Source organism: Oceaniglobus sp. K40-3 (assembly GCF_055808395.1).
This window is the reverse complement of sequence record NZ_CM147868.1, coordinates 3,117,514-3,131,177: the sequence shown is the minus strand read 5'-3', so window position 1 is coordinate 3,131,177 and position 13,664 is coordinate 3,117,514. Positions and strand designations below refer to the sequence as shown.

The 13,664-nt window shown below is 61.7% G+C and carries 14 protein-coding genes and 1 pseudogene; 1 reads left to right on the top strand and 14 read right to left on the bottom strand.

Features of this window, described 5'->3' with window-relative positions:
* Positions 1–20 precede the first annotated feature (20 nt).
* The 4 genes from AC0L7P_RS16250 to purF form a co-directional block, all read right to left on the bottom strand.
* Positions 21–665, bottom strand: coding sequence for a protein-L-isoaspartate(D-aspartate) O-methyltransferase (locus AC0L7P_RS16250; RefSeq protein WP_473433665.1), 645 nt, complete (start codon positions 663–665; stop codon positions 21–23).
* Positions 662–1,441 carry a 5'/3'-nucleotidase SurE gene (gene surE / locus AC0L7P_RS16245; protein WP_473433664.1) on the bottom strand — a complete coding sequence of 260 codons (780 nt, stop codon included), beginning with the start codon at positions 1,439–1,441 and terminating at the stop codon, positions 662–664. Before surE ends, AC0L7P_RS16250 begins: the two co-directional genes overlap by 4 nt.
* 119 nt (positions 1,442–1,560) lie before the next feature.
* A complete protein-coding gene (locus tag AC0L7P_RS16240) occupies positions 1,561–2,208 on the bottom strand; it encodes an SDR family NAD(P)-dependent oxidoreductase (protein ID WP_473433663.1) in 648 nt (215 codons plus the stop codon).
* 78 nt (positions 2,209–2,286) lie between these two features.
* Positions 2,287–3,759 (bottom strand): amidophosphoribosyltransferase, encoded by a 1,473-nt coding sequence (gene purF / locus AC0L7P_RS16235; protein ID WP_473435483.1) that lies wholly within the window; start codon positions 3,757–3,759, stop codon positions 2,287–2,289.
* 293 nt (positions 3,760–4,052) lie between these two features.
* Between purF and AC0L7P_RS16230 the strand changes: the two genes are divergently transcribed.
* On the top strand, positions 4,053–4,634 hold the full coding sequence (locus AC0L7P_RS16230; RefSeq protein ID WP_473433662.1) for a L,D-transpeptidase: 582 nt from the start codon (positions 4,053–4,055) through the stop codon (positions 4,632–4,634).
* Positions 4,635–4,683: 49 nt separating this feature from the next.
* On the opposite strand, the gene AC0L7P_RS16225 is transcribed toward AC0L7P_RS16230, so the two are convergent.
* The 10 genes and pseudogenes from AC0L7P_RS16225 to AC0L7P_RS16180 form a co-directional block, all read right to left on the bottom strand.
* Positions 4,684–5,151, bottom strand: coding sequence for a host attachment family protein (locus AC0L7P_RS16225; RefSeq protein ID WP_473433661.1), 468 nt, complete (start codon positions 5,149–5,151; stop codon positions 4,684–4,686).
* A 1-nt stretch (position 5,152) separates the two neighbouring features.
* Positions 5,153–5,383, bottom strand: coding sequence for a hypothetical protein (locus AC0L7P_RS16220; RefSeq protein ID WP_473433660.1), 231 nt, complete (start codon positions 5,381–5,383; stop codon positions 5,153–5,155).
* 210 nt (positions 5,384–5,593) lie between these two features.
* Positions 5,594–6,148, bottom strand: a complete 555-nt coding sequence (locus tag AC0L7P_RS16215) for a CvpA family protein (protein ID WP_473433659.1) — start codon at positions 6,146–6,148, stop codon at positions 5,594–5,596.
* Between the two features lie 41 nt (positions 6,149–6,189).
* Positions 6,190–7,554 carry a DNA repair protein RadA gene (gene radA / locus AC0L7P_RS16210; RefSeq protein WP_473433658.1) on the bottom strand — a complete coding sequence of 455 codons (1,365 nt, stop codon included), beginning with the start codon at positions 7,552–7,554 and terminating at the stop codon, positions 6,190–6,192.
* A gap of 67 nt (positions 7,555–7,621) precedes the next feature.
* Positions 7,622–8,446, bottom strand: a complete 825-nt coding sequence (locus AC0L7P_RS16205) for a DNA repair protein (protein WP_473433657.1) — start codon at positions 8,444–8,446, stop codon at positions 7,622–7,624.
* Positions 8,447–8,645: 199 nt separating this feature from the next.
* Positions 8,646–9,691: pseudogene (alr, locus tag AC0L7P_RS16200) on the bottom strand (alanine racemase).
* 80 nt (positions 9,692–9,771) lie between these two features.
* Entirely contained in the window at positions 9,772–10,059 is a 288-nt protein-coding gene (locus AC0L7P_RS16195) for an ATP-binding protein (protein WP_473435482.1), read from the bottom strand.
* Positions 9,978–11,174 (bottom strand): histidine kinase dimerization/phospho-acceptor domain-containing protein, encoded by a 1,197-nt coding sequence (locus AC0L7P_RS16190; RefSeq protein WP_473433656.1) that lies wholly within the window; start codon positions 11,172–11,174, stop codon positions 9,978–9,980. The genes AC0L7P_RS16195 and AC0L7P_RS16190 overlap by 82 nt, the downstream gene beginning before the upstream one ends.
* Positions 11,175–11,252: 78 nt before the next feature.
* Positions 11,253–12,689 carry a replicative DNA helicase gene (locus AC0L7P_RS16185; protein WP_473433655.1) on the bottom strand — a complete coding sequence of 479 codons (1,437 nt, stop codon included), beginning with the start codon at positions 12,687–12,689 and terminating at the stop codon, positions 11,253–11,255.
* Positions 12,690–12,955: 266 nt separating this feature from the next.
* Positions 12,956–13,630: an orotate phosphoribosyltransferase gene (locus AC0L7P_RS16180; RefSeq protein ID WP_473433654.1), complete on the bottom strand. Its 675-nt coding sequence runs from the start codon at positions 13,628–13,630 to the stop codon at positions 12,956–12,958.
* Between the last annotated feature and the right edge of the window lie 34 nt (positions 13,631–13,664).

The window sequence follows — 13,664 nt, the reverse complement described above, 5'->3', positions numbered from 1 at the left end:
TTTATGTCATCCGTCCTGTGTCATCCGTCTTGTCCCAGCCCTTCAAGCAAGGGCACGAACCGCACCGGGCGCAGTTCGTGATAGTCAAATCCGGTTTCGTGTCGCGTGACCTTGATCAGGCTCTGCACCGTGTCCGATTGGCCAACCGGCAGCACCATGATACCCCCAACGCGCAATTCCGCCAAGAGGGGGCCGGGCGGATCTTCGGCGGCTGCGGTCACAAGGATACGGTCAAAGGGGGCCTGATCGGGTAATCCGTGACTGCCATCGGCGGCAAAGGCGGTGACGTTGGCCAGCCCCAGCGTGTCAAACACCAGGCGCGCCTCGCGCACCAGACGTTTGTGCCGGTCCACCGTATAGACCCGGCGCGCCAGATGCGACAGGATCGCCGCCTGATAGCCCGAACCAGTGCCAATTTCGAGCACCTTGTCCCGGGGCTGAACGTCAAGGGCCTGGGTCATCAGGCCGACAACCGAAGGCTGGCTGATTGTCTGACCACAGGCGATGGGCAGGGGCATATCCTCATAGGCGCGCTCGGCAAAGATACCGCGCACGAAAGCGCCACGGTCGACCTTTTCCATGGCATTCAGAACGCGGCTGTTCGTCACCCCGCGCGACCGCAGCGCGAAAAGGAACTGCATCTTGCGTTCCGCGTCATATATCATCCAAGGGCAACCCTGAGGTCGGCAATCTGGTCATGGGCGGTCAGATCGGCGCGCATGGGGGTGATCGAGGTATAACCCTCAAGGTTGTCATGGGCATCGCTGCCCGGCGCGCTTGGGGTCTGCGCGCCGCCCTTGATCCACAGAAATTTGCGCCCCGAGGGGGAATGATGGGGTTCGGTCGAAAAATAACTGTCGCGCCGGAACCCTTGGGTGGAAACGCGCAGGCCGCGCACATCACGCCCGGCGACAGGAGGGAAATTCACGTTGTAAAACAGCCGGTAATCGGTTTCATCCCAGGCGCCCTTTTCCAGCAGGGCGCGTACCGTGGCGGCGCCGGTCAGGGCGGCGGCATCGAAGGGATCATCCAGATCGCGGTTGTCGGGGCCGAAAAACTGCGACAGGGCGATGGCGGGCAGGCCCTGAAGGGCGGCTTCCATGGCGGCCCCGATGGTGCCGGAATACAGCGTGTTTTCGGCGGCATTGTTGCCCCGGTTCACGCCGGACAGCACCAGATCGGGGCGTTGGGGCATCACATCGTAAAGGGCCGCCAGAACGCAATCAGCAGGCGAGCCTTCGGCGGCGACACGGCGCGGGCCGAGTTCGGCGATCATCATCGGGTGGGTATAGCTGATGCAATGGCCCACGCCCGATTGTTCAAACGCGGGGGCGACGATCCAGACTTCGCCGGTTGGCCCGGCAATTTCAGTGGCGATGCGTTCCAGAACCTTTAGCCCCGGGGCGTTGATACCGTCGTCGTTCGTGATCAGAATGCGCATGGTTTGCCCTTTGTCCCTTGGATATTTCATAGGGGACACAGCCGTGAGCGGCAAGCGGGGCAGCCCCCTTTCGGGCGCAAAGGCGCCCTCAAGGTGCGCTGTTGCCACGGATTTGCGGCTCAGACGGTGAGAGAGGCCAAAAGGCGGGCTGCTTCGGTGTCGGGGGCAGAAAGAAGGGCGCGGTCTTCGCCGGGGAAAAACCGGGCGCGCAGGGCGGTGGGCATCGGTTCCGGTGTCAGGATATGCACTGTCGGGCCGGTTTTGATCGTTTCACGCTGCCAGCTTTGGGCCAGTGCGATTTGCGCCGCTTTGGTGGCGCCGTAGCTGGCGAAGAATTTTTCGCCCGGGCGGGGATCGTCGAAAAACAGGGCCTGACCGGCGGGTGCGGCCAGAAGCAGGGGGGATACCATGGGGATGAGCGTGGCCGTTGCGGTGGCATTTGTGGCGGCGGATTTTTGCCAGTCTTTGGCATCGACACTGCTGGCCGGGGTCAGGGGCGCGGCATGAATTGCCGTGTGCGCCCAGAGATCCACGTGGCCCCAGCGATCATAGACCGAACGGCAAAGATGGGCCATGGCCCCGGCATCGGTAATGTCAAGGGGCGCGAGGGTGGCGGTGCCGCCCATGGCCTGAATCACGTCGTCCACTTCCTCAAGTGCGCCGGTGGTGCGGGCAACGGCGATGATGTGGTGGGTTTTGGCCAGTGCCTTGGCCAGGGCGGCGCCGAGGCCTCGGGAGGCGCCGGTGATGAGGGCGATTTTTGTCATTGCGTCACTTCGGGTGCTGGGGTGCGCGGAGGGGGCTGGAGCCTCCGGCGGGAGTATTTTTGTCAGTAAAAAGCCGGGTTATTCAGCCGCTTGCAGGGGGAAGCCTTTTTCGATCATATCCGAGGGTGCGACCGGGTATTGGCCCGAGAAGCAGGCATCGCAATATTGCGGTGCGGCTGGGTCGCGCCCCTTTGATTCGCCCACGGCGCGGTAGAGCCCGTCGAGCGAGATGAAGCGCAGGGAGTCGACCTTGAGGTGGTCGCGCATTTCCTCTTCGCTCATATGTGAGGCGAGGAGTTTGTCACGTTCGGGGGTATCGACCCCGTAAAAGCAGGGCCATGCCGTGGGTGGGCTTGCGATGCGGAAGTGTACCTCGGCGGCGCCGGCATCGAGGATCATTTCGCGGATCTTGATCGAGGTGGTGCCGCGCACGACGGAATCGTCGACCAGGATCACCCGTTTGCCCTTGATCAGGGCACGGTTGACGTTGAGTTTCAGGCGCACCCCCATGTTGCGGATCTGTTCCGTGGGTTCGATGAAGGTGCGGCCCATGTATTGGTTGCGGATGATGCCCATGGCATAGGGGATGCCGCTTTGCTGGCTGAATCCGATGGCGGCGGGGGTGCCGCTGTCGGGGACGGGGCAGACCAGATCGGCGTCGACCGGGGCCTCTTTGGCCAGTTCGACACCGATGGCGCGGCGGGTTTCATAGACGCTGCGGCCCCCAAGGATGCTGTCGGGGCGGGAAAAATAAACGTGTTCGAATATGCAGAACCGCGATTTTTGCGGCATGAACGGGCGGTGGCTGTGGACTTCGCCGTTTTCGATCACCACCATTTCGCCCGGTTCGATTTCGCGGATGAACTGGGCGCCGATGATGTCGAGGGCGCAGGTTTCGCTGCTGAGTACCCAGCCGCCGTTCTGATCGGGGCCAAGCTGGCCCAGCACAAGGGGCCGCACGCCCAGCGGGTCGCGCACGCCGATCAGTTTGGTGCGGGTCATGGCGACGATGGAAAAGGCGCCTTCGACCCGGCGCAGGGCATCCTGCATCCGGTCCGGCACCCGGCGTTGCAGGGAACGCGCCATCAGGTGGATGATACATTCACTGTCGCTGGCCGATTGAAAGATCGAGCCGGCGCCGATCAACTCGCGGCGCAGGGCGTCGGCGTTGGTGATATTGCCGTTGTGGGCGATGGCGGCCCCGCCGATGGAGAATTCACCAAAGAAGGGTTGCACGTCGCGGATCTGGGTGTTGCCCTTGGACCCGGCGGTGGAATAGCGCACATGCCCGATGGCCAGCGGCCCGGGCAGGGTTTCCATCAGCGACACCTTGGTGAAATTATCGCGCACATAGCCAAAGCGACGGGCCGAATTGAACCCCTGTTCGGCGTCATGGCTGACGATGCCGCCCGCCTCTTGTCCGCGATGTTGCAGGGCGTGCAGGCCGAGGGCGACAAAATTGGCCGCATCGGCCACGCCGGTGACGCCGAAAACGCCGCATTCCTCCTTCAGCTTGTCACTGTCGAAATCGAACGGGTGGGCAGGGGGCATCTCGGGCATGGCGGGGGCGCTCCGAATCCATTGGGCAACTGCGCCATCACATAGAGGGTCTGACGCCGGGTGTCACCAAAGGATCACAAATTGCCGCAGCGCGGCGTGCTTTGCAGGTCACGCCAGTTCATTCCGGGGCCAGGGCCAACCCGAGCTTACAAAATACCGCTCATGTGGTTGTGGGAGCGCCCAAGCACATGCGTGCACCTGACATTCCCGTGAGGGGCCTTGGCCCCGCGCCGCGGTGCAGGCATATGTTGCAAAACAACAAGCCGACCGAAATGAGGACAGATATGGCAGGCATTCCCCCCACCCGGCGCCGGATATTGGCCGGTGCAGCCGCGTTCATGGCCACACCGCAGATTATTCGCGCGCAAGAGCTTCAACCCAACATCCGCGCTGATGAAATCGCCCGGCGCAATGCGTCGGCCTTTGTCACCCAGCGCTGGGAGGATCACTTTGACAAACTGGGCCGGGTGACTCTGGTGGCGGATACAACGTCGCGGGCGCTGCATTATTGGGCGGCGGATGGCAGCGATTACCGTATGTATCCCACTTCGGTTCCGCTGAGCGATGAATTGACCCGCCTTGGATATACCGAGGTGGTGCGCAAAAAGGTTGGCCCCACATGGACCCCGACATCCAGCATGCGCGAGCGTGACCCCACCCTGCCCACCTTTATGCCGGCAGGCGAGGGGAATCCGCTTGGCACTCATGCGCTTTATCTTAGCTGGCCCGCTTATCTGATCCACGGCACCCATGACACCCGCAAGATTGGGCGCCGTTCGTCGTCGGGGTGTATCGGGCTTTATAATCGCCAGATTGCAGAGCTGTTCAAGATGGTGCCGATTGGCGCGCAGGTGCGCCTGATCTGATCGGTCAGCAATGATAAAACGCGCCCCGTGTCCGGGGCGCGTTTTGCTGTCAGGCGGCCAGTTCCGCCTTGACCAGATCCTCGATCTTGTCCACCGCGTGATTGGTCAGGGTCTTGGGGATTTCGCCAATTACCCGATCCGCCACTTCCTTGTGAATCGCCTTGCGCAATTCGCCCAGCACTTGCGGGGCTGCCACAATCACCAGATGGTCAAAAGCGCCGCGATGGGCCTGTCGGTACAGGATTTGCGCCAGATCGTCGGCAAACCTTTCCTTGGCCAGTTGATGCCAGTCGGTATCCTGAAACGCCGAACGCGGCCCCGAGGTGGAACTGCCGGGGCGCCCCTCTTGCATCCGGCCGGGCCGGTTGGCCGATTGGTCGATGTCTTTGGGGTTTTCCTGCTCTTCGATGCGGCGCACCTGCAAATATGGGTCTTCGCCGTCGGTGACATTTTCCAGAAACAGGGCCTTTTCGCCATCGGCAATCAGAACCCATGTGCCGTTCTTCAGCTGGGTCATGTTATTTGCCCCCCGTGCCGTGATGTCCGCCCAGATTGCCTTTGCCCTCTTCGTCGGCCTTGGTGACGCGGGTTTTGCCGGCGTTTCCTTCGGCTTTCTTCAATTCATCGCGGGTGCCGACCTGGCGTTCCAGATTGCCCTGGGACCGCCCTTGTTGCGTTGGCGTATCTGCATCGCCGATGAACTCCTGGGTTTCGCGGGTTCCGTCATGTGATCTCTTGCGCTCGGCCATTGTCATGTCCTTTCACTTGTGCTGTGAAATCAACACGTGGGGCACGGGTAAGTTCCCGCTTTGCCCGCTTGGCTTTTCCCCATGTTCAAGAAACGATCCCGGCGCAATGTGGCGGGCGCAACATCGTGCGCAACGCCAGTGGCGAATGGCCTGCGCTTGCCACGGGCGCCCGCAAAATATGGAATGGCGCGCTTGCGCGCCGCCTTTGGATCAGGCGCCGCAGTCACCGACCAATTGTTCATAGCGGGCAACGATCCAGCCGGGGGCGTCGTTGGGGATCTGTTGGTCGATGCTTGCCTGACTGCGGGCGAATATCTTGGCGGTGCGGCTGTTGTCCACCATCGGGATCGAATCCGTGGTCACCAACCGGTCATAAACCACCAGCGCCACCGCCACGAGAAGCACACCGCGCGCCACCCCGAACAGGAACCCGATCGCCTGATCCACCCCGCCAAGGGCCGAGCGTTGCACCGCACCGGCAAAAAGCGGCGTAAAGATCGAGGCCAGCACCAGCGCCACCGCAAAGACGGCGGCAAAGGCGGCGATGATCGACAATTCGCAACTGTCGCCCAAAAGATCCTTGAGGATCGGGATTTCGCGCACAAGGGGTTCAGCTTGCGGTGCGAAAATGAACGCCAGAACCGCCGCGGCAATCCAGCCGACAATCGCCATTGCCTCGCGGATGAAGCCCCGGGAATAGGCCAGAACCGCCGAAATCACGATCACCGCCGCGACCACACCATCAATGATGGTAAAACCTTCCATAGCTCTGCCTTTCCTGATGCGGTGCCGTGGCGCCGCCGCTGTTATCCTGCGCCGAACAGATCGCCCACAAGGCCGGTCAGATCGCCGTATTGTCGCAGGGACAGGCCGAACGTTCCGGATGTCTTGCTGCGCTCGGGCGCAATCGCCGCTGTGAAACCAAGTTTTTGCGCTTCTTTCAACCTGTTTTCGGTCTGCCCCACGGGCCGCAGGGCACCAGAGAGGCTGATTTCACCGAAAACCACCGATTGTGGCGGAAGCGCCGTATCTTCGCGGGCACTGAGCAGGGCCATGGCCACCGCCAGATCAGCCGCCGGTTCGCTGACGCGCAATCCCCCGGCGACGTTCAGATAGACATCAAGCCCGGTGAACGGGATGGCGCAGCGGGCCTCAAGCACCGCCAGGATCATGGCAAGGCGCCCCCCGTCCCAGCCCACCGCCGAACGCCGCGGTTGGCTGTGCGGCGACGGGGCCACAAGGGCCTGAAGTTCGCAGAGCACCGGGCGGGTGCCTTCGATGCCGGCAAACACCACCGATCCGGGCGCGGGGTTTTCCCGGTCACTCAAAAACAGCGCCGAAGGGTTTGTCACTTCGGACAGCCCGTCACCGGTCATTTCAAACACGCCGATTTCATCCGCCGGGCCAAACCGGTTTTTCACCGCGCGCAGAATGCGGAACTGATGGCCGCGTTCGCCCTCGAAATACAGCACGGTATCGACCATGTGTTCCACCACACGCGGCCCGGCGATCTGGCCATCCTTGGTCACGTGGCCCACCAGAATAACCGCGACGCCGTGGCGTTTGGCGAAGGTGGTCAATTCGTGGGCCGCCGCGCGCACCTGACTGACCGAACCGGGCGCGCTGCTGACCTGATCGCTCCACATGGTCTGAATCGAATCGATGATTGCCAGCGCGGGCTTTTCCGCCTCCAGCATGGTCAGAATATCGCGCAGGTTGGTTTCGGTGGCCAGTTTGACCGGCGCGTCAGTCAGGTTCAGGCGTTGCGCGCGCATGCGCACCTGTGCGCTGGCCTCTTCGCCGCTGACATAGACCGATTTCAACCCGGCGCGCGCGAAACTGGCCGCGGCCTGCAACAGCAAGGTGGATTTGCCGATGCCGGGATCGCCCCCCACCAGAATGGCCGAGGCCGGGACAAGCCCGCCCCCCAGCACCCGGTCAAGTTCGTCAATTCCCGAAGACGTGCGCGGTGGCGGGGCCTCGTCGCTGGACAGATCCGACAGCACGATCCGGTTGCCCCGTTTGGCCCCCAGGGATTGCGCCGACGGGCCAGATGACAATGGCACCTCTTCGACGATGGAATTCCACGCGCCACAGGCATCGCAGCGCCCCGACCATTTGGTATGGGCGGCGCCGCAGGCGTTACAGGTGAATCCGGGTGATTTGGCCATGGCGTCTTTTGCCCCCATGGCCCGGGCTGTGCAAGGTCGGGTGTTGCGGTCTTTGCCCTTGGGGGGCTCAGGTATCGCGCCCCTGTGGTTGGTTCAGGGCGGTCAGACGCTGGGCCTGTTCACCAATGTGGCGGTTGAGCGGGATAACGGTTTCGCCACGCCTTGCGCGATCTTCAACCAGGATTTCAAACCCGAGTTGCGGCAGAAGCTCCTGTAAATCGGCCTCAAGCCGGGCAAGTTGCCGATTTACCACCGCCTCTTCGGTCTGGACCTCCAACAACCAGTGGCGCAGTTGGTCGCAGGTGCTGCGCGCCATCTTGATGGTGTCTTCCATGCGCGCGGCTTCTTCCTGACGTTGGCGCAGGAAAACGCGGGCGCGCTCAACTTTTTCGCTGGAATAGACCTGTGCCAGTTCACGCGATTCGCGGCTCATCTGGGCGGCGATCTCGATGACGCCGGGTTCCAATGCGCCCAGATCAGGATGATTGCGCAGGTGGTTGATGCGTTCGCGCACCGAATCGAATTCTGACGCCGCCTTGAACAGGCCCGCCCGGTCGGCGGCGTGGCTCACCCGATAGGCGCGGGCCACATCCTCCATGTTCAGGTGAAATTCGCGGTGCGATTGTTCAAGCCGCAGAATGCGTCGGCTGGCGGGCAGGAAAAAGCAAAGCCCGATGCAAAACACCGTGAACCCGACCTGAAGCGCGATTCCCCACCAGGGCAGGCTGACCCCACCATAGCGGGCCTCCAGTTCAAGCCAGGGCGCGATTCCGGCCATGGACAGCAATGTCAGTCCGCCCATCAGCCCTGCAAGAATTGCGATCGCGGTTAACGCCATTGATTGCGCCACGGCGCCGATCCCCATTGCGGGGGGCGGTTTCAAATTGTTCATGTGTGTTCACCCATTTCACCCATCGGTCCCCGGCATCGCGGCTGGGGGCCGAATGTGTCAAGTATAAGGCAGATTTTCGGGTGTTTAATCTGTTGATTTGGTTACAATTGGTGAGCTGCCGGGGTTTTGTTAACCAAATCGTAACAATGCCGGGGGTATTGTGGCAGAAATGGGGCGGTCGCGGAATCAGCCGCCACGCTCAGGCGGTGCCGGAATATCGACGCTGATACCTCGGCCCGAGAGAGGTAAGAATTTCATACCCGATGGTGCCCGCCGATTCGGCCAGATCGTCCACCGTCTGCACCGGGCAGAGGATATCAAGGTGGCTGGGAACGCGCGTCAGATGGGTGATGTCCACGGTCAGCAGATCCATGGATACCCGGCCCACAAGGGGGCAAGGGGTGTCATCGGCAAACACGACGGCCACGTTGCCCATGGCCCGGATCAACCCATCGCCATAGCCCGCCGACAGGGTTGCGATGACCGAGGGTTCCTCGGCCACCCAACTGCCGCCATACCCAACGATTTCGCCGACACCCACATCGCGGGTCTGGATCACCGGCAGCGACAGGCGCACCACCGGTTCCGCATCGCCAAAGGGGGCGCCGCCATAAAGGCCGATCCCGGGGCGGGTGATGTCGAAATGATACTCGGGGCCGAGCAAAATTCCCCCGTCGCGGCCAGTGACCGGGGCACCCCCAGATCATCGGTCATGTCCTGAAATGTCGAAAGCTGTGCGGCGTTCATCGTGCCTTCGGGATCATCGGCGCAGGCCAGATGGCTCATTACCATCTGGGGTTTCTGCGCCATGACAATGGCCCGCGCCGCGCCCCATTCGGTGGGTTCAAGGCCCAGTCGGTTCATCCCCGTATCCAACTGCACGCCAAAGCCATGGCCGGGCAGGGATTCGAAATGGCGGGTCATCTGTTCGATACTGTTCAGCATGGGCGTCAGGGCCAGATCATGCAGAACATCGGCATCACCGGGCATATGGCCGGAAAACACACAGATTTTGGCGTCTGGTCCGATATCCTGCCGCAGGGCGGCGCCTTCTTCTGCGACGGCGACAAAAAACCGTTTGACCCCGGCCCGTTGCAGCGCGCGCGCCACCTTGCCGGCGCCCAGGCCATAGCCCCCCGCCTTGACCACGGCGGCGGTTTCCACCCCGGGGCCGGACAGCGCGTTCAACGCCCGCCAATTGGCCACGAGGGCATCAAGATCAATATGAAGTGTTGCAGTTCCCATGGGCTGTTTGTGACCAAGCCGGGCGGGGCTGGCAAGGGGCCGCGACGGGAAAACTTTGCCGTCGGCGGATACCGCCCGGTTCACCGGTGCACGGCCGGATCAGCCATGTCCTTTGCCGGCGCGAGGGGCAGCAGCATCGCCACCTCGGCGCCTTGGCCACGGCCCGCGTTGGCAATTTGCAATGCGCCGCCCGATTGTTCGGAAAACCCCCGGACCATGGGCAACCCCAGACCCGACCCCTGACCGATCGCCTTTGTGGTGAAAAATGGTTCGGTCACGCGGTTGATCAGATCAGCGGGAATGCCCGGCCCGGTGTCGCGCACCACGATTCGGGCATAGGCACCAGCGGCCAGTTCCTGCATGGCAATGATCCGCGCGCAACGGATGTTGGCCTGCTCGATGCGGATCGAAATGCGGCCACGCCCCCCATGGCATCGCGCGCATTGATGACCAGATTCAACAGCGCCGCATCCAGCGAGGCCCGGTCGCACAGAATGGGCGGATGGCCGTCTTGCACCTCATGATCCAGAGTGATGGTCGCGGGCAAAACCCGCTGCATGGCGCGGGCAAATGTTTCGATCACGTCAACCGGATCCTGCGGCGTCGGGTGCAACTGCGCCCGGCGCGAAAACGCCAGAAGCTGCGCCACCAAAGATGCCGCACGCTCGGCGGCGTGCTGTGCCTCAGAGAGGCTGGCATCGGCATCGCTGGGGTTGTCAGACAACCGGGCCAGTTCAATATTGCCCAGAACGACCGTCAGGATATTGTTGAAATCATGGGCAATTCCTGTGGTCAACTGACCGATCGCCTGCATTTTCGCGCTTTCTCCGGCGTTGCGTTCATTTTCCAGAACCCGCGTGCGCAGTTTCAACCCATCCATATGGGCATAGGCGTAATAGCCCGCGCTGCACAATGTCCCAAGGCCAATCAGGATCGCTTCGGTGCCCATGCCCCGTTCTGTGATCCAGAAAAACCCCATGAACAGGATCGACAGGCTTACCATTACCATATCGACCCGGGCGATGTTGCCCACAAACGTGTGGCGGGTGAGGTTCACCATTGCCATGCCGAATATCCCGCAGACGGCAACAAAATTCAGGACCAGATCGGGCAGCGTCCAGAGATACAGCGGCAGGAACGTGTAAAATGTCGTTCCCGCCACATTAAAGGCAATGGCAATCCGATAGGCGCGCCGACTGCCCGGGGCGCGCAGGCCCGACATGAACAGGTAATAGCCAATGACGATGGCCTCATAAAGAATCACCCAGACGAACGCCCAGGCAACACCGCCGCCAAACCCGACCGCCAGCGCGACAATCACCACAAGACAGTTGCGGACCACGAATTCCTCAAGGCGGCCGATGTCGGTCTCGCGGATCTGCTGGATGCGCGGCCAATAATCCGGGGGCGGGCGACGGGGCATGTCGCCGCTGTTTCGTCTGGTCTGAGCAGGGCCGCTGCTCTGGCCATCGTCCCCGATCATTCAAATATCCATCAGTTGATGCGTGTCGACCGGGATTGGCCAATCGTTTCAGTTCCCGCAAGGCCGGAAAACCAGACCCTAAAACCCCGTGTCATTCTGTTGTTGCCAAGGTTGAATCAGATTGCCAAACCGGGTGAAGCGGCCCTCAAAGCTCAGATCGACGGTGCCGATGGGGCCGTGACGTTGTTTGCCGATGATGACTTCGGCGCGCCCATGCAGGCGCTCCATTTCTTCCTGCCAGGCGGCGACCTTTTCCAGCTCGTGATCGCCGGGCTTTTCGCGTTCCTTGTAATATTCCTCGCGGAACACAAACATGACCACATCGGCGTCCTGCTCGATCGAGCCGGATTCGCGCAGGTCCGAAAGTTGCGGGCGCTTGTCGTCGCGGTTTTCCACCTGACGCGAAAGCTGTGACAGGGCGACCACCGGAATATCCAGCTCTTTTGCAATCGCCTTCAGGCCCATGGTGATTTCGGAAATTTCGTTCACCCGGTTTTCGCTGCGCCCGGTGCCGCGCACCAGTTGCAGATAATCCACCATCAACACATCCAACCCATGGGTCCGTTTCAGCCGCCGCGCCCGGGCGGCCAACTGGCTGATCGGCAGGGCAGGGGTGTCGTCGATGAACAGCGGGCAAGCCTCCAGCGATTTTGCCGCCTCGACGAACCGGCGGAATTCGGCCTCGTTCATGTCGCCGCGCCGGATCTGTTCGCTGGGCACTTCGCTGGCCTCTGACAGGATGCGCGCTGCCAATTGCTCGGCGCTCATCTCAAGGCTGTAAAACCCGACAACGCCGCCATCCACCGCGCCCTCGCTTCCGTCATGCAACCGCCCCCGCTTATAGGCTTTGGCGATGTTGAAGGCGATATTGGTGGCCAAAGATGTTTTGCCCATGGACGGCCGCCCGGCCAGAATCAACAGGTCGGATTTGTGCAACCCGCCCAGTTTCTTGTCCATGTCCACCAGCCCGGTAGACACGCCAGACAACCCGCCCTCGCGCTGATAGGCGGCATTGGCCACATTGACCGCGTCGGTGACAGCCTTGAGAAAACTCTGAAACCCCTGGTTGGTCTGGCCCGACTCGCCCATGGTGTAAAGCCGCTGCTCGGCCTCGACGATCTGTTCTGCCGGTTCGCTGGCCACATCCACCTTGGCGGCCTTGGCGCTGATGTCGCGCCCCAGTTGGATCAGTTCGCGCCGCACCGCCAGATCATGAATCATCTGGGCATAATCGCGCGCCGCAAAAGACGAAATCGCCGCCCCCGCCAACCGCATCAGATACGATGGCCCGCCCAATTCCTTCAGCCCCGGATCATCCTCCATGAATGCCTTGAGGGTGACGGGACTGGCCAGCGCATTCTTGGCAATCCGCGCGGCAGCGATCTCATAGATCCGCGCGTGAACCGGATCGTAAAAATGACCGTCGTTGACGATGCTGGCGATCCGGTCAAACACATCGTTGTTGGTCAGGATCGCGCCCAGCAATTGCTGCTCGGCCTCGATGTTGTGGGGCAAAAGATCGGGGCCTTCTCCCCCTCGCTGGAAATTTCACCGCTGCGGATCGTTGCGATCTCGTTCATGCCTGCCCTCGTCCGATTGTCCTGATGCCATGCCCGGGGTCATAGAACCTGCACCTGCACAGGTGCAAATTGTATGTTTCTGTGGATAGAATCCGGCCCATGGATACACACCGCATATTGCGGCAATTCCCCGTCACCCGTCAATATAAGCCCGGATTACAGCCCGCGCTCCGGGGATTCTCGCCTACCGATCCCGTAACGTCAGCCGCGCGCATCCTGCCAGGCCCGCGGTGCGCGCAAAAAGGATTCGACCTCATCAAGGGTGGAATCGTCAAAACCCGCGCGCCGCCGCGCTTCGGCCAGAACATCCCACCAGGTACACAAATGGTGCAATTGCACCCCATGCCCGCTCAGGGTCTCGATGGTGCCCGGAAAGATGCCGTAATAAAAAATCACCGCCGTGTGGCCACAGGTTGCCCCGGTCTCGCGGATCGCATCCACAAACGACAGCTTGCTGCCCCCGTCCGTGGTCAGATCCTCGACCAGCAGCACCCGCTGGCCCTCGCTCATCATCCCTTCGATCCGGGCATTGCGCCCATAACCTTTCGGCTTTTTGCGCACATATGTCATGGGCAGGGCCAGCCGTTCAGCCACCCAGGCCCCGAACGGAATGCCCGCCGTTTCCCCGCCCGCGATATTGTCAAAGGCTTCGAACCCGGCTTCGCGCATGATCGTGACGGCCAGAAAATCCATCAACGTGCTGCGAATTCGCGGATAGGAAATCAACTTGCGACAGTCGATATACGTGGGCGATGGCAACCCCGAGGCAAGCGTGAACGGCTCATCCGCGTTGAAATGCACCGCGCCAATTTCCAACAGCATTCCCGCTGTCAGTCGCGCAATCTCGTCTTTGGCCGGAAATCCGCTCGGGATCATGGCACTTCCCCTTTTTACTGATCAAAATACTCAG